The organism is Rhizobium laguerreae (assembly GCF_019778565.1).
Taxonomy (GTDB): Bacteria; Pseudomonadota; Alphaproteobacteria; order Rhizobiales; family Rhizobiaceae; genus Rhizobium; species Rhizobium laguerreae.
The window spans coordinates 276,973-291,982 of record NZ_JAAXQT010000007.1; the positions used below are offsets into that span (position 1 = coordinate 276,973).

At 61.0% G+C, this 15,010-nt stretch carries 15 protein-coding genes; 12 read left to right on the plus strand and 3 right to left on the minus strand.

Annotated elements, in window-relative coordinates; translation table 11 throughout:
* Positions 1-9: 9 nt before the first annotated feature.
* Positions 10-933: a LysR family transcriptional regulator gene (locus tag HFO71_RS22240; protein ID WP_077976924.1), complete on the minus strand. Its 924-nt coding sequence runs from the start codon at positions 931-933 to the stop codon at positions 10-12.
* A gap of 101 nt (positions 934-1,034) precedes the next feature.
* Between HFO71_RS22240 and HFO71_RS22245 the strand changes: the two genes are divergently transcribed.
* The 12 genes from HFO71_RS22245 (at position 1,035) to HFO71_RS22300 (ending at position 12,841) form a co-directional block, all read left to right on the plus strand.
* On the plus strand, positions 1,035-2,060 hold the full coding sequence (locus tag HFO71_RS22245; RefSeq protein WP_168285874.1) for a YeiH family protein: 1,026 nt from the start codon (positions 1,035-1,037) through the stop codon (positions 2,058-2,060).
* A 100-nt stretch (positions 2,061-2,160) separates the two neighbouring features.
* Positions 2,161-3,711, plus strand: a complete 1,551-nt coding sequence (locus HFO71_RS22250; RefSeq protein WP_077976926.1) for an acyl CoA:acetate/3-ketoacid CoA transferase — start codon at positions 2,161-2,163, stop codon at positions 3,709-3,711.
* Positions 3,708-4,514 carry an SDR family NAD(P)-dependent oxidoreductase gene (locus HFO71_RS22255; protein WP_077976927.1) on the plus strand — a complete coding sequence of 269 codons (807 nt, stop codon included), beginning with the start codon at positions 3,708-3,710 and terminating at the stop codon, positions 4,512-4,514. The genes HFO71_RS22250 and HFO71_RS22255 overlap by 4 nt, the downstream gene beginning before the upstream one ends.
* Entirely contained in the window at positions 4,511-5,359 is an 849-nt protein-coding gene (locus HFO71_RS22260) for a MaoC family dehydratase (protein ID WP_077976928.1), read from the plus strand. Before HFO71_RS22255 ends, HFO71_RS22260 begins: the two co-directional genes overlap by 4 nt.
* Positions 5,356-6,123, plus strand: a complete 768-nt coding sequence (gene hutC / locus HFO71_RS22265) for a histidine utilization repressor (RefSeq protein ID WP_077976929.1) — start codon at positions 5,356-5,358, stop codon at positions 6,121-6,123. The genes HFO71_RS22260 and hutC overlap by 4 nt, the downstream gene beginning before the upstream one ends.
* Positions 6,120-7,625: an HAL/PAL/TAL family ammonia-lyase gene (locus tag HFO71_RS22270; protein WP_077976930.1), complete on the plus strand. Its 1,506-nt coding sequence runs from the start codon at positions 6,120-6,122 to the stop codon at positions 7,623-7,625. Before hutC ends, HFO71_RS22270 begins: the two co-directional genes overlap by 4 nt.
* Before the next feature lie 114 nt (positions 7,626-7,739).
* Positions 7,740-8,627 (plus strand): glycine betaine ABC transporter substrate-binding protein, encoded by an 888-nt coding sequence (locus HFO71_RS22275; RefSeq protein WP_168285873.1) that lies wholly within the window; start codon positions 7,740-7,742, stop codon positions 8,625-8,627.
* A gap of 118 nt (positions 8,628-8,745) precedes the next feature.
* Entirely contained in the window at positions 8,746-9,750 is a 1,005-nt protein-coding gene (locus tag HFO71_RS22280; RefSeq protein ID WP_077976931.1) for an ornithine cyclodeaminase family protein, read from the plus strand.
* Between the two features lie 6 nt (positions 9,751-9,756).
* Entirely contained in the window at positions 9,757-10,575 is an 819-nt protein-coding gene (locus tag HFO71_RS22285; protein ID WP_077976932.1) for a phosphate/phosphite/phosphonate ABC transporter substrate-binding protein, read from the plus strand.
* A gap of 37 nt (positions 10,576-10,612) precedes the next feature.
* Entirely contained in the window at positions 10,613-11,245 is a 633-nt protein-coding gene (locus tag HFO71_RS22290) for an ABC transporter permease (protein WP_003550062.1), read from the plus strand.
* Positions 11,242-11,877, plus strand: a complete 636-nt coding sequence (locus tag HFO71_RS22295) for an ABC transporter permease (RefSeq protein WP_077976933.1) — start codon at positions 11,242-11,244, stop codon at positions 11,875-11,877. Before HFO71_RS22290 ends, HFO71_RS22295 begins: the two co-directional genes overlap by 4 nt.
* 22 nt (positions 11,878-11,899) lie before the next feature.
* Complete coding sequence (locus tag HFO71_RS22300) at positions 11,900-12,841, plus strand: ABC transporter ATP-binding protein (RefSeq protein WP_132612025.1); 942 nt, start codon at positions 11,900-11,902, stop codon at positions 12,839-12,841.
* A gap of 97 nt (positions 12,842-12,938) precedes the next feature.
* On the opposite strand, the gene HFO71_RS22305 is transcribed toward HFO71_RS22300, so the two are convergent.
* A complete protein-coding gene (locus HFO71_RS22305; protein WP_077976935.1) occupies positions 12,939-14,516 on the minus strand; it encodes a PQQ-dependent sugar dehydrogenase in 1,578 nt (525 codons plus the stop codon).
* Positions 14,516-14,950, minus strand: a complete 435-nt coding sequence (locus tag HFO71_RS22310) for a DUF2231 domain-containing protein (RefSeq protein ID WP_131627439.1) — start codon at positions 14,948-14,950, stop codon at positions 14,516-14,518. Before HFO71_RS22310 ends, HFO71_RS22305 begins: the two co-directional genes overlap by 1 nt.
* Positions 14,951-15,010: the final 60 nt, after the last annotated feature.

Sequence of the window (15,010 nt, forward strand, 5' to 3'; positions counted from 1 at the left end):
TTGGATCAGCTAGAGCGCCCAATCATCCCAATTCTGGACTTCGGCAGCTTTGTCCTCGCGGCAAATGGTTTCCAGCGCCAGCGAGGCACGACTGGAGTGTCTTTGTTTATGCCGCAGGATCGCAAATTGGCGGGACGGCAGAGGGAAGCGCGCCTTTACCAGCAGACCTTGCGTCAAGAGCGGTGCTGCCACGGCTCCCGAAACGACTGTGGCGCAGAGGCCCTCTCTTGCTGCCGATATGACTGCCTCGTTCGACGGCAGTTGTAGCGCGACAGCCAGGTCTGCGGGGTCTATGCCGAGATTGGAAATAGCCGCCTCGAAAGCCGATCGGGTTCCGGACCCCTTTTCCCGCATGACCCATTTTGTGCCCGAAACCAGATCTGCCGGTGCAATTGGTTTGCCACGCGCCCAGGGATGGCGCGGACCGACGACGACAAGGAGTTCGTCCTCGGCAAGCGGCTGAACGTGCAGCGCCGGCTCATCAACGCTCCCTTCGACGAAGCCGACTTCGGCCAATCCATCGAGAACCGCTTTTGCCGCCGTGGTGGTGTTGCCAATCATCAGCTTCAGGTCAATGCCCGGATAGCGGATCTTGAAACGCATCAGCATCGCCGGTAGCCAATAGCTTGCGATCGTCTGGCTTGCAAAAACGACCAGTTCACCCTTTTGCAAGCCGCCGAGATCGGACAGGACGAGCGCTGCGGCCTTTGCGCGCGCCAGCGTCGCTCTAGCCTCTCCCAGAAACACCCGTCCTTCATATGTCAGCTCTATGCGGCGTCCGACGCGATGGAAAAGCTCGACACCATAGGAGGTCTCGAGATTGCGGATAGCCGAACTGACGGCCGATGGCGTGAGCCCGATCGCAAAGGCGGCTTTGGTCAGATGCTCGCGTTCGGCAACCGCTACGAAAATGGAAAGCTGTTCAAACGTCATTGACTCGATCGTTCGATTTTACCGAATGAAATGTACTAAACTATTCAATGGAAGTCGACAATTGAGTGTGGGAGATTGCAGTCTTCCGCAAGGTCTAGCCGATGATCGTTTCCGCCTCACGTTCCCTGTCGCTTCCTGCCGTCCTGCCGGGACTCGTCCTGTGTGCAGCAGTCACGCTCTCGGCGTCTCTCGTTGAACAACTGCAGATGATGATTTTCGGCTCGCATTGGATCGAGAGCCTCGTGCTAGCCATTCTGATCGGCATTGCCGTGCGCTCATCGATCTGCCTGTCGCCGACCTTCATTCCCGGCATCCAATTTGCCGCCAAGACGCTCCTGGAGATTGCGGTCGTGTTGCTCGGCGCCTCGCTCAGCACGGCTGCCATCAGGCAGGCTGGACTGCCGCTTGTCGGCGGAATTGCCGTTCTGGTTGCTCTGTCTTTGGTCGGCAGCTTTGTTATCGGGCGGCTCTTCGGGCTGTCGGCCAGCCTGGCGACGTTGGTTGCTTGCGGCAACTCGATCTGCGGCAATTCCGCGATTGCCGCCGCAGCGCCGGTGATCGGCGCCAAACCGGACGATATCGCGGCCTCGATAGCCTTTACCGCAGTGCTTGGTATCGGCGCTGTGCTGACGCTGCCGCTTCTTCACCTGCTCTTTGGTCTCAGCGCAATGCAATACGGCGTTTTCGCAGGACTGACAGCCTATGCCGTCCCGCAGGTCTTGGCGGCCACGGCCTCTGCCGGAGTGGTCAGCACCCAGGTGGGCACGCTCGTCAAACTGATCCGCGTGATGATGCTCGGACCCGTCATCCTCGTGCTCGGCGCAGTTCATGGCCGCCGCCCTGGCGGTTCGCCAGTCAATCTCCGCCATCTTCTCCCATGGTTCATCCTCGGTTTTGCAGCCATGGCGACGCTTCGTTCCCTCGACGCGATCCCGGCACCGCTGTTGCCCGGAATGGCGGCTGTCTCCGCCGCCTTCACCGTCACCGCCATGGCCGCGTTGGGCCTCTCCGTTGATGTCAGATCCTTCGCCCATACCGGCGGCCGTGTGCTTTCAGCCGCAGCGCTGTCGCTGTTGGCGCTCGGGGCTCTCGGGCTTTGCCTGATCGGGCTGCTGAATATCGTCTGATCGAGGCGATATGCCCAAAATACTTGCAAAGATTCCGGTTGCCTTCCAAACGATCAGCGACTAGCCTGTATATACAGGTAAGGCGGAAGCATAGATCGTCATGCGGGTCATCTCTTCACAACAAGCTGCGGATCTTCTCGAAGACGGGATGACTGTCGCTGCTTCCGGTTTTGGAGGATGCTGCCATCCCGAGGCCATCACGGCCGCCGTCGAGGAGCGTTTCCTCGCCTCTGGAAAACCCCGCAACCTGACGCTTCTGTTTGCTGCCAGCACGGGCGATCGTCAGACGCGCGGCATGGGGCACTTCGGTTATGAAGGTCTGGTCGCCTGCGTGATTGCCGGGGGATGGCGCGGAACGCCGCGCCTTGGAAAACTTGCGATCGAGGAAAAGATCGAAGCGCATTGCTGGCCGCAGGGCGTCATCGCGCAACTCTATCGAGCGATTGCCGCCGGTCAGCCTGGAGTGGTCACCCATATCGGGCTCGGCTCTTTCATGGATCCGCTTCATGGCGGCGGTCGCATGAATGCGACGACGCCGCGCCCGCTTGTCGAGCGTGTGTCGTTGCGCGGCAAGGAATGGCTGCTTTATCCGTCGATGCCGCTCGACTGTGTGCTCTTGCGCGGAACGACGGCCGACGAAGATGGGAACATCACCCTCGAGGACGAGGCCTTCCCCCTCGACGTGCTCGCCATGGCGCAGGCGGGGCGAAACTCCGGTGGCATTGTCGTCGTGCAGGTCAAACGGATTGCCGAACGCGGCTCGCTGCAGCCGAACGATGTTCGTATCCCGGCGGCGCTCGTCGATTATGTCGTCGTCTGCGATGATCCGGCCCAGCACGGCATCAGTTTCGCCGAGACCGACAATATCGCCTATACCGGACGCGTCCGGGTGGCGGCGAGCCGCTTGCTGCCGGCGCCGCTGTCGGTCGATAAGATTATTCAGCGACGCGCCTTCCTGGAACTGGCGCCGCTGAATCGCCCGACGATCAACCTCGGCATCGGCATTGCCGCCGGGATCGGCCGTATCGCCAGCGAAGAGGGATTCGACGATTATACGGTGACGATCGAATCCGGCGTCATCGGCGGCGTGCCGGCCGAAGAGCTGTCCTTCGGCGCTGCCGTCAATCCGACCGCCATCGTCCCACAGGCATCGCAGTTTGACTTTTACGACGGCGGCGGCCTGGATATCGCCTTCCTCGGCATGGCAGAGGTGGATCGGCATGGGGCGGTCAATGTCAGCCGCTTCAATAATTCCATCGTCGGGGTCGGCGGGTTCACCAATATCTCGCAGACGGCCAAGCACGTCGTCTATCTCGGCGCATTTTCGGCTGGCGGTGCTGAAATTGCGGTTGCCGACGGCAGGCTCGACATCATCCAGGATGGCCGCCTTTGCAAGATCGTCGAGGATGTCGACCAGATCAGTTCGAACCCGGCCTTTGCGCCGGAGGGACAATCACAGCTCGTCGTCACCGAGCGGGCGGTTTTTCGGGTGATCGGCGGATGCTTGACGCTGACGGAGTTTGCCCCCGGCATCGATCTTGCCGCTCATGTTCTCGACCGCCTGCCGAAGGGCATCGCGGTGTCGGACCAACTGAAGCAGATGGATGCGCGCCTGTTTTCGACCCATGTCATGAAGGACTTTGCCCGATGAAAATCGATGGAGCCACCATCATCGTCACGGGCTCGGCAACGGGTGTCGGGGCTGCATGCGTGAAGCAATTCGCCGAGGGCGGCGCCCGGGTGGTCATCAACTACAGCCGCAGCAAGAAAGAGGCCGATGAGACCGGCGATATCTGCCGCAGCCTGGGCGCGGAGGTCGAGATCGTCCAGGCCGACGTTGCCGATGACGCGGCTTGCCGCCGGATGGTGGCGATTACCGTCAATCGATGGGGGCGGCTCGACGCCCTGGTGAACAATGCCGCAATGACGGTCAAATCCGATCCTTTCGATCTGGAGACATTGTCGGCCGAAGATTTTCAGAGCGTTTTCGGCGTCAACGTCATCGGCGCTTATCAGATGTGCCGGGCGGCGGTGCCTGCGATGCGGGACAACGGCGGCGGCGCGATCGTCAATGTCTCATCCAACGTTGCCTTTACCGGCGGCGGCAGCTCGCTTGCCTATACGGCTTCCAAGGGCGCGCTCAATGCGCTGACTTTGGCCTTGGCGCGCACCTGCGGTCCCGATATCCGCGTGAACGCGGTTTGTCCCGGCATCATCGATACGCGCTGGATGCGCGACACGCTCGGGCCGGATGCCTATGGAGCCATTGCCAAGCGATTTTCGGAAACCGCGCCGCTCGGCCGGGTCGCAACACCGGAAGACGTTGCCGGCGCCATCGTCTGGCTTGTTCAGGGTGCCGACTTCGTCACCGGCGAATTGCTTTCCGTTGACGGCGGCATCCGCCTGTCTGGTGGCGCTCGCAAACCCGCGACTTCAGGGGGAGCCGCATCGTGACGCTGTCGGCTCAATCCATCCTCGACTTTCCGGTGCCGCAGGCGACACATGTGGTTACCGCAAGGGATGCCATCCTTTACGCCCTGTCAGTTGGCTACGGCACCGACGCGCCCGACGCGGCATTGAAGTACGTCTATGAACGCGATCTCGCGACCGCGCCGACCCTTGCCAATATCGTGGCGCATCCAGGCCCATGGATGCAGCAGGCAGGCGTCGACTGGGCCCGTCTGGTGCATTCTGAACATCGCCTGACGATCCACCGGCCGGTCCCGCTCGATGTGCCGCTCATCTCTCGCGCGCGCGTCCTGTCGGTGGTCGACCGCGGCGTGGAAAAAGGAATGTTCGTCAGCTTCGAACGGCTGATTGCAACCGTGGACAGTGATGAGCCAGTCGCGACCATCGTCCAGACCAATGCGTGCCGCGGCGACGGTGGATGCGGCTCAGTGGGATCTGCACCCGAACCCTTGTCGAAAGTCCCGGACAGAGGCCCGGACCTTGAATTCAGTGTCTACATCCCTGACAACGCCGCACTGCTATATCGCCTGAACGGCGATCTCAATCCGCTGCATGTCGACCCGCAGGCAGCCCGCAAAAGCGGCTTTGACCGACCTATCCTGCATGGGCTCTGCAGCTTCGGTTATGCTGGCTACGCCATTGTCGCTGCCATCGATCCAAGCATGGCCAGCGGCTTGAGCGCCATCGCGGCGCGTTTCAGCGCGCCGATCTTTCCCGGCGAAACGATCACCGTGCAGATATGGCGCAACGATGCCGAGATTCGCTTCCGAGGCCTCGTTGTTTCTCGCGGCGCGACCATCCTCGACAATGGCATGGCGAGGTTGTCATGACGAAAGCGCTCAAGCCTGCCGCCGGCGAGGCGCGCCATTATATCAGGATCAAGGAGCAGATCCTGGCCGAGATCGCCGAGGGCAAGCTGCAGCCGGGAGACCGGGTATCCTCTGAAAGCGAATTGGTGGCGGCATTCGGCGTCAGCCGCATGACGGCGAACCGGGCGCTGCGGGAGTTGATGTTCGAGGGTGTTCTCAAGCGATCCGCCGGGATCGGAACCTTCGTTTCACCCAAGCACCTCGACGTCGATCTGCTTCAAATCCGCAACATAGCCGACGAAATACTGGAACGGGGCCACAAGCATCAGGCAGCGGTCGTCAAGGCCGGCTTGATGAAGGCGGATGCCAACGTCGCCGATGCGCTTGAACTCATCCTCGGCGCTGAAGTGATGCATTCGCTGATCGTGCACATGGAAAACGACCAGCCGATTCAGGTCGAGGAGCGCTACGTCAATCCGCTGGTGGCGCCCGACTATCTGTCGAACGACTTCCGCAGCATGACGCCGCACGAATATCTGACGAAGGTGGCTCCGATAACGGCGTTCGAACATATCGTCCAGGCCGTCAAGCCGGATACGACGATACGCAAATATCTTGGCCTCAGGAATGATCACCCTTGCCTGCGCGTCTTTCGAAGAACCTGGTCAGGCGAGGCCGTCGTGACCTGTGCGCTGTTATATTACCCCGGCGCGCAATATCGGCTGGAAGCACGGTCCACCAAGGGTCCCTCCAGGCCCGTCGCCATTCTCGGAGAGAAACAGTGAGCGCCACCAATTCTCCATCGATCATCCTCAGTGCGGCGCCGCCGACGATCGAGGACATCGCGGCAATTGCCCGTCGGCACGCAAGGATCGAGGTATCCGCCGAGGTCGATGCTCGGATTGTGGCCGCGCGCGCCGTGGTCGACCGCTATACGGAAAGTGATCTGCCGGTCTATGGCCTGACGACGGGACTTGGGGCGGGGGTCGATACACGACTTGCAACGGAAGATCTGGTAGCGTTCCAGATGCGGGTGCCGCAAGCCCGCTCCGTCGGCGTCGGAGAACCGCTTGCCCGGGAATCCGTGCGGGCGATGATGGCCGTCAGGGCCGCCGGCATGGCGGCGGGCGGCTCCGGCGTTTCGCTGAAAGTCTTCCACGGTCTGATTGCCGCCATCAATGCCGGTGTTCACCCTGTCGTCCCGTCACTGGGCTCGATCGGTGCCGCGGATTTGGCGCCGCTTGCCCATATGAGCCGGGGCCTCCTGGGCTTCGGTGAGATCGAGCTTGGCGGCGAAGTGCTGCCGGCCGCCATCGCCCTTGAAAGGGCCGGCCTGAAGCCTCTCGAATTCGCGCCGAAGGACGGCCATGCGCTTGTTGTTGCCAACAGCCTCTCCATCGGCCTCGCCTGCTTGACGCTCGTGGATATCGAGCGGCTCTTCGATTGGTCCCTGAAGGCGATTGCCGTTAATTTCGAAGCGTTCCGGGCTAATGTCAGTGCCTTCGACGACCGCGCTCTGGCTGCAAGACCGGCCTTTGGGCAGCGCCGCGTCGCAGCTCGGCTGATGGAGCTTCTTTCGGGCAGCTCCTTGCTTGCCGCCGATGCAGCAAGGCGTCTGCAGGATCCATTGAGCTACCGCTGCACACCGCAGGTCTGGGGCGCGTTGAGGCATGCGATCGATGAGGCAAGGCAGGCGACTGACATAGAGCTCGTCAGTTCCAGTGACAATCCTGTCGTGATCGCATCCGAGGGCGTCATTCTTTCACACGGCAATTTTGACATGACCGCCTTTGTGCTCGCCTGGGAAAGGCTGGGGCAGGCGATGGCGCATTGTGCGGCAGGCACTGCCTATCGGATCATGAAGATCATGTCGCCTGGCATGTCCGACCTGCCACGTTTCCTGACCCCGATGGGTCAGAGCCGTACGGGTTTTGCGACGGTGCAAAAAACCGTCTCGGCCATGGAAGCCGAAATCCGCCATCTGGCCACGCCTGTTTCGCTTTCGCCCATTCCTGTTGCCGATGGCGTCGAAGACCAGGCATCGATGGCTCCGAGCGTTTTGGCAAAGGCGCAGGCGATCGTCGAGCGCCTGCGCTATCTCACCGCCATCGAACTGATTGCTTCGGTACAGGCCGTCGAGCTCAGAGGCGTCTCAGACGAATTGGGCAAGGGATCGGCGGAAGCCTATGCCTTTGTCCGCAGCCACGTCCCGCCGCTTGAAGAGGATCGCGCGCAAGGGCCGGATTTTGCGACGATTGCCGCATTGATCGGGCTCGGCCCGCAATAAGCCGGTTCGCCACTGCCCCGGCAAGAAGGGCAGGGCGCCGACCGGTCATGCCGACGGTTATTCCGGGGAATGCCGTCGGTTCGTTCATTGAAAAGTCAACAAGAGGGAATGACTATGAAAAATTGGACAAAAGGCATTTCTGCAGCCGGCATCATGGCAGCCGCCATGTTTCAGCCTGCATCCGCAGAGACCATCAAGGTCGGCAGCAAGAACTTCACCGAGCAGTTCATCCTCGCCGAAATGTACGCCGCCGTTTTGGAAAATGCCGGCATCACCGTCGAGCGCAAGATCAACCTCGGCGGCACGCTGATTGCTCACCAGGCATTGGTGGCCGGCGAGATCGATCTCTATCCGGAATATACCGGCACGGCGCTCGCTTCTGTCGTCAAGGGTGAGATGTCGACCGACGCCGAGAAGGTCTACACGCAGGTCAAGGACTTCTACGCCAAGCAGTTCAACCTCACCTGGCTGAAGCCGAGCGGCATCAACAATGGCTACGTCATCGTGGTCCGGCAGGAAACGGCGCAGGCCAACAATCTGAAAAGCCTGTCGGATCTCGCCAAGGTTTCCAAGACCCTGGTCTTCGGCGGCGGCGCTGAATTTCCGGACCGCGCCGATGGCCTGCCCGGCCTAAAGCGTGTCTATGACGCCGAGTTCAAGGAGTTCAAGCAGTTTGCCAAGCTTGGCCTTCGTTATGATGCGCTGGAACAAAAGGACATTGACGTCGCCAATGGCGCCGCGACCGACTGGCAGATCGGCTCGAAGAACCTCGTGCCGCTGGCAGACGACAAGGGTCTGTTTCCGCCCTACTACGTGGCCCCCGTCGTCCGCCAGGACGTGCTGAAGGCCAATCCGAAAGTTGCCGAACTGCTGGAAGCGGTCGGCACCCATCTCGATAACGAGAAAATGCGCGTCCTCAATGCCAAGGTCGAGACCGATCACGAGGAAGCCAAGGACGTGGCGGTCGAATTCCTCAAGGAAAACGGCCTGCTGCCGAAATGATTGTCACGCCCGCGGCCGGGTATCGATCCGGCCGCGATCTGGTGTGGCGATCTTCTTACGGTGTTTGTTCGAAAATCCGTCCGTTCAGCAGCCGGACAGGAATGTGGAGAAGCGGGAAATGCAGGAAATCTGGATCGATTATCTCAACGCCCTCGATGCCAAGGCGCTGGCGCTGACGAATGACGAGATTCTCGATGCGGTGTCGAAAGCGCTGGATGCGCAGGGCAGGGGCGAAACCGTCATCGAGCCGCGTGTTCATCTTGTGCCGGAGAGCTCCGACAAGGGCCATTTCAACGTGCTTCGCGGCTATGTCAAAGCGCTGAACTATGCCGGCGTCAAGGTCGTCGGCGACTTCGTCGATAACTATAAGGTCGATCTGCCCTCGGAGCTTGCGGTCCTCAACCTGTTCGACCCGAACACGGGCGTGCCGAAGGCCATCATCGACGCAACTGCTATCACCGACATGCGCACCGGCGCCGTGACTGCCCTTGGCGCAAAACACCTAGCCCGCAAGAATAGCAAGATTCTCGGCCATATCGGTGCCCGCGGAACCTCCTATTGGAATGTCCGCCTTCTCGATCATCTCTTCGACTTCGATGAAATCCGCGTGCATTCGCGCCGCCCGGAAAGTCGCGCTGCCTTCGCAAAGCGTCTTGAGGCGGATCTCGGCAAGAAGATCGTCGTCACCGACAATTGGGAGGATTGCCTCAAGGGCGCCGATATCATGGTCGAGGCCAGCCGCCTGCCGGAACCGGCGCCGCTGTTCAAGACGGAATGGGTGAAGAAGGGAGCCTTCGTCGTACCCTATGGCACGATGAGCGCGCTTGAATTCGATCTCACCGATATCATGGACAAGATCGTCGTCGACGATTGGGGACAATGCGGCCCCGGCAAGCCTTTCGGAGCGCTTCGCCGTCACGTCGACGAGGGCAAGGTGACGGCCGAGAACCTGCATGCCGAAATCGGCCAGATCGTCTGCGGCATGAAACCCGGCCGCGAAAGCGACGAGGAGACGATCCTGTTCTGGCATCGCGGCCTCAGCACGACCGACGTGGCGCTCGGCGCCGCCATGGTGGCGAAAGCCAGGAAGATGGATATCGGCCAGCGCCTGCGGTTCGCATAAATAGCCATGGTCATGTTCAAGCCAATCGCCTGTTCGAGAATGTATGATCTCAGCCCGCGCATTCGCGGCCTGTGGGACGCGCTGTTCGCGCTGGTCAGCGTCCGTTCCGGCGTCGAGCTGGAGATCATCGCTCATGCCGCACCAGCACCCTTGTCGGAATTATGGGCGAGGCCGGACATGGGGGCGGTGTTCATGTGCGGCTATCCGTTTTCGCGCATGCCCGAGGCAGCGAGACCGACTGCCCTTGCTGCACCCGTCTCCAGCGAAGCATGGTCTGTGGACCAACCACTCTATGCCAGCCACATCCTCGTCGCCTCCACCGGGCCGGTGAGCGCGGTGGCGGATCTCGCTACGGCACGTTGGGGCTGGACCGTCCGCGATTCCCAATCGGGCTACCATGCTGCGCGCTCCTACCTTGCAGGCCGATTTGCAGGCACGATGAAGCAGGGCACGACGGTTGGACCACTGCTCAACCCCTCAGGCATCGTCGCAGCCCTCAAGGATGGCAGGATCGATGCGGGCGCGATCGACGCTTATGCCTTCCAATTGTTGTCGATGCACGAACGCGACGCGATCGATGGTCTTCGTATTCTGGCGACGACTGATCCGCTTCCCGCGCCGCTGTTGGTTGCCGCGCAAACGTTGCCCGCGGACATCGCCACAGCGTTACAGCGGAGCCTCGTGACGTTGCATGAAACGCCTGAGGGAGCGGCGGCTTTGGAACGGCTCGGCCTCAGGCGATTTTCGGCGGTCGCTCCGTCGGCCTACGATGTCCTGCCGCAGAGAGCCGACGACGCCGATCGCAGATTGGGGATATCATGGTAGACAGGCGAACGAGCGCCCGGACGCGGAGGTCTCGACGATGAAATGGGTCCCTAAACACCTCGACCGGCTATTCGAAGCGCTGTTGGAGCACCTGTATCTCGTTTTTTCCTCGGTCGGCATCGCCCTGGTGATCTCACTGATCGTCGGGATATGGGCGGCAAGGCGGCCGCGGAGCTTCGCGGTTATCATCATCTTCACCGGTATCCTGTTCGCCGTGCCGAGCCTGGCGCTGTTTGCGCTTCTCATCCCCATCATGGGGATTGGGGCAGCACCCGCCATTACCGGTCTTGCCGCCTACTCGCTAATGATCCTGATCCGCAATATCGGCATGGGCTTTCAGGCAATTCCGCGTGACATACTCGAAGCTGCTGATGGCATGGGCTATGGCACGGCGCGCCGGATCTGGGAAGTCGAGCTGCCGCTGGCGATGCCCTATATCGTCGGCGGTATCCGCATTGCCATGGTGACGGTCATCGGCATCGCGACCGTTGCCGCCTATATCAATGCCGGCGGGCTGGGCGTCATTATTTTCGAAGGCATCGACCAGCGGTTCCCCGAAAAGATCATCGCCGGCGGGCTGCTGACGTCATTTCTGGCGCTCTTTGCCGACTACTGTTTTGCATCCTTCGAAAAGCTGCTGCGCCGGCGCAGTGGAGGTAAAGCAGCATGATCGTTATCGATGCATTCAGCTGGATCTTCAACAACTCCGGCACCTTCTTCAATGCTTTCAATCGCCATCTGCTGATGTGCGTCCTATCGCTCGGCATCGCCTTCGTCATCGCCGTGCCACTCGGATTTGCCGTCGCACGGGCACCTCGCGCCGCCTTTACCGTGGTCAATATTGCCGGCGCCTTGCGCTCCATACCGAGCCTTGCGATCCTGTCGGCGGCGATGCCGTTTCTCGGCATCGGATTATTGCCGTCGGTGGTCGCCCTCATCGTCCTTGCCGTGCCGCCGCTGCTGTTGAGCACGATCATCGGCATCCGCGAGATCGACGCCTCGGTGATCGATGCGGCAGATGGAATGGGCATGAGCGCCGGGCAGATGCTGTGGGAGATCGAACTTCCTCTGGCCGTTCCGTCGATTCTGTCGGGCGTCAGGACGAGTGCCATCCAGGTCATCGGCGGGGCGGCGCTGGCCTCCTTCATCGGCGGCGGCGGGCTTGGCGATTTCATCAATGCCGGCATTGCGATCATGAACATGCCGCGCCTTCTCGTCGGAGCGGTCCCGATAGCCCTGCTCGCGATCTTTGCGGAACTGGCGTTCGGCGCCCTGGAGCGCGTCTTCACTCAACGGCGCTAAGCGGCCGAAAGCGGATATCAGGATGATTCATCTCGACCATGTTACGAAGAATTACGACGGAAGCGGCCAGCATGCGGTCGACAATCTCGATCTCCTGATCGAGACCGGTACGACGGTTGCCCTGATCGGTCCGTCGGGCTGCGGCAAGACCACGACCATGCGGATGATCAATCAGTTGGAGACGCCCACGACGGGACGTGTGCTGGTCGATGGCAGAGATATCGCCCGGGTCGATCAGAAAGAGCTGCGCCGCAGCATCGGTTATGTCATCCAGCAAGTCGGTCTGTTTCCGCATATGTCGATCGCGCGCAATGTCGCGACCGTGCCGCGGCTTCTTGGTTGGGAAAAGGCGCGCAGCGATCGCCGGGTCGACGAGCTGCTGGATCTCGTGGGCCTTGATCCGGCTATCATGCGGCAGCGCCTGCCACACGAATTGTCGGGCGGGCAGCGTCAGCGCGTCGGTTTCGCGCGCGCGCTCGCCGCCGACCCTGCCATCATGCTGATGGACGAACCCTTCGGCGCGATCGATCCGATCACTCGCGTTCGGCTCCAGGACGAATTCCGCGATATTCTCAGGAAGGTGAAGAAGACCGTCGTCATCGTCACCCATGACCTCGATGAGGCGATCAAGATGGGCGATCGCATCGCCATCATGCGGGATGGGCGCCTTCTTCAGTATGATACCCCGCAGGAAATCCTCGCGCGTCCCGTCAATGAATTCGTCGAGAGTTTCCTCGGTCCCGACCGAGCCATAAAAAGGCTGAGCTTGATCGCCGTATCGATGATCATGACCGCGCCGGAACCGTCGAACGGCGATGCCGAGATTGCCGCTGATGCCACGGTTCACGACGCCTTGGCGCTTATCCTCTCCGGTGAGATGCCGGGCCTGCACGTCAGAGCCGCAGATGGGACACTTGTCGGGTATTTGTCTCGTGCCACCTTATTGCGCGCCAATCGGCTGTAGAGCAATTCCACAAAAGTGCCCAGCGGTCTCGCGCCCGGAATTGTGGTCGGAATGGCTGTAGGCACCATGCGAAGCGTCGGATTCTACACCTCCGAATTTAAGGACCGGTTGCAGGGGCAATCTGCATCTGCGCAGGCCGGCGCTCATCCTGTTGTTGGCCGGAAGGTGGTGGTGCCAGGCCGGTCGGGCGGTTATCGGGCGACGCAGGCGGCGTCTGGGATTGAGCAACCGACCCCGTCATTTCCGTTCCGATGTTCGGATCTACATCGGGGGTCTGATCTCTCGCGGAATTCGTCGAAACTTGCAATTTTACCTGGTCCGTGCCGATTGGCTGTGGCGTGATTTTGCCGTCGGACGACGATACGCGCCAGACGGTATTGCCGGCGTCATCGGCGACGAGCAGCGCTCCCGTCCCGTCGATCTCGACGCCGACCGGCCGCCCCTTCGCCTGGTCGCCCTGGATAAAGCCCGTGACGACGTCCTGCGCCTTGCCGGATGGCTTGCCGTTTTCGAATGGCACGTACACGACTTTGTAGCCGTTGAAGCTGTCCCGATTCCAACTGCCGTGCTCACCGATAAAGGCGCCGTTGGCGTAAGCGGCCGGCAGCGCTGAATTCATCGAGAAGGTCAGTCCGAGCGCGGCGACATGGCTCGACAGTGAATAATCCGGTGGGATCGCCCTTTCGACCATGTCGGGACGCGGCGGATGCACGCGCGCATCGACATGCTTGCCATAGTAGCTCCATGGCCAGCCATAGAAACCTCCTTCCTTGACCGAGGTCATGTAATCGGGAACGAGGTCTGGACCGAGTTCGTCGCGCTCGTTGACGACCGTCCAGAGCGTCCCTGTCTCCGGGTTGAAGGTAAGGCCGTTCGGATTGCGCAGACCTGAGGCGAAGACGCGCGCCGCGCCGGTGTGCCGGTCGACCTGCCAGATCGCCGCACGGCCCTTTTCTGCTTCAAGCCCGTTCTCGGCGACGTTGGAATTCGAGCCGACCGAGACGTAAAGCATCTGCCCATCGGGGCTCAGCGCCAGGTCCTTGGTCCAGTGATGATTGATCGGATCACCGGGCAAGGGCGTCAGGATTTTCGGTTGGGCAGTGATTCTATTCTGACCAAGTTCATAGGGGTAGGCGAGAATGGCGGACGTCGAGGCGACATAGAGCGTGTTGTCGACCCAGGCGACACCGAACGGCGAATCGAGTTTCTTCAGAAGATCGTGCCTCTCATCCACTTTGCCGTCGCGGTTCGCGTCACGCAGCAGCGTGATGACGTTGCTTTCCTTCTGCTCGCCGCCGCCACCACGAGCGATCGACATGATCCAGCCCCGGATCAAATCCTTCGGCCGTGAGGTCGGTTTGCCTGATGGGCCGCGCGACTGAATCACCAGTACGTCGCCGTTCGGCAAGGTGTGGACTGTTCTCGGATTGGCGAGGTCATTGGCGTAAGCAGTGACCGTCAAACCGTTCGGGGCGGCCGGCGTCTCACCATCCTTCCAGCCAACGACATCCGCTACCTTCAGATCAGGCAACAGTGAGGCGGTTGGTTCCGGAAGGACGGGATTCGGTCCGATCTGCTGAGAGATATCAAAATCTCCGCTTTGAGCGTAAGCGGCAAGACCGACGCCAAGAGATATCGACAGAAGCGAAGCGCCGAGAATCTGGGATTTTTTCATCATATCCTCCAGGCCAGTCTGGCATATTTTCGAGCGGAAACTGCTGCGGCCACCAGGCACAAGACAAAGGTGAGGGCCGAAAGCATCAGTCCATATGGGACTACGGCCGTCCATCCATCGCCGGCATGGACAAGGTTGTTGGCAAAGGCGATGCCCAGTATGATCAGATAGAGGAGCGCGGACAGGAGCGGCGGCCGCAAAGGGCGGGTGCGGGGACGCATCAGATCCATCAATCCGGCCAGAATTGCAAGCGAGCCCAACATAAGGCCGGCGAACAGCAACCATGCAGAGAAATTCTGCCACATCAGATTGCCGGTCTGCCAGAAAGCGATATCGGTCGCTAGCGCGAGCGTGAAGCAGACGAAGGGAAACGGGACAAACAGCGACTGCATCGGATAGGCGGCCGAGTCTCGATTGCTGGCGGATATAGCCATGGCATGCTCCGTGGGCTGAGAGCTTGAGGATGCCTATCCAACCCGCGGCGGGAGCAGATG

Excerpts from the sequence above, each read along its gene's own strand:
- HFO71_RS22310 (WP_131627439.1), bottom strand. The coding sequence starts at position 14,950 with ATGGCTATATCCGCCAGCAATCGAGACTCGGCCGCCTATCCGATGCAG.
- hutC (WP_077976929.1), top strand. The coding sequence starts at position 5,356 with ATGACGAAAGCGCTCAAGCCTGCCGCCGGCGAGGCGCGCCATTATATC.
- HFO71_RS22275 (WP_168285873.1), top strand. The coding sequence starts at position 7,740 with ATGAAAAATTGGACAAAAGGCATTTCTGCAGCCGGCATCATGGCAGCC.
- HFO71_RS22280 (WP_077976931.1), top strand. The coding sequence starts at position 8,746 with ATGCAGGAAATCTGGATCGATTATCTCAACGCCCTCGATGCCAAGGCG.
- HFO71_RS22285 (WP_077976932.1), top strand. The coding sequence starts at position 9,757 with ATGGTCATGTTCAAGCCAATCGCCTGTTCGAGAATGTATGATCTCAGC.
- HFO71_RS22305 (WP_077976935.1), bottom strand. The coding sequence starts at position 14,516 with ATGAAAAAATCCCAGATTCTCGGCGCTTCGCTTCTGTCGATATCTCTT.
- HFO71_RS22295 (WP_077976933.1), top strand. The coding sequence starts at position 11,242 with ATGATCGTTATCGATGCATTCAGCTGGATCTTCAACAACTCCGGCACC.
- HFO71_RS22250 (WP_077976926.1), top strand. The coding sequence starts at position 2,161 with ATGCGGGTCATCTCTTCACAACAAGCTGCGGATCTTCTCGAAGACGGG.
- HFO71_RS22255 (WP_077976927.1), top strand. The coding sequence starts at position 3,708 with ATGAAAATCGATGGAGCCACCATCATCGTCACGGGCTCGGCAACGGGT.
- HFO71_RS22240 (WP_077976924.1), bottom strand. The coding sequence starts at position 933 with ATGACGTTTGAACAGCTTTCCATTTTCGTAGCGGTTGCCGAACGCGAG.
- HFO71_RS22245 (WP_168285874.1), top strand. The coding sequence starts at position 1,035 with ATGATCGTTTCCGCCTCACGTTCCCTGTCGCTTCCTGCCGTCCTGCCG.
- HFO71_RS22290 (WP_003550062.1), top strand. The coding sequence starts at position 10,613 with ATGAAATGGGTCCCTAAACACCTCGACCGGCTATTCGAAGCGCTGTTG.
- HFO71_RS22300 (WP_132612025.1), top strand. The coding sequence starts at position 11,900 with ATGATTCATCTCGACCATGTTACGAAGAATTACGACGGAAGCGGCCAG.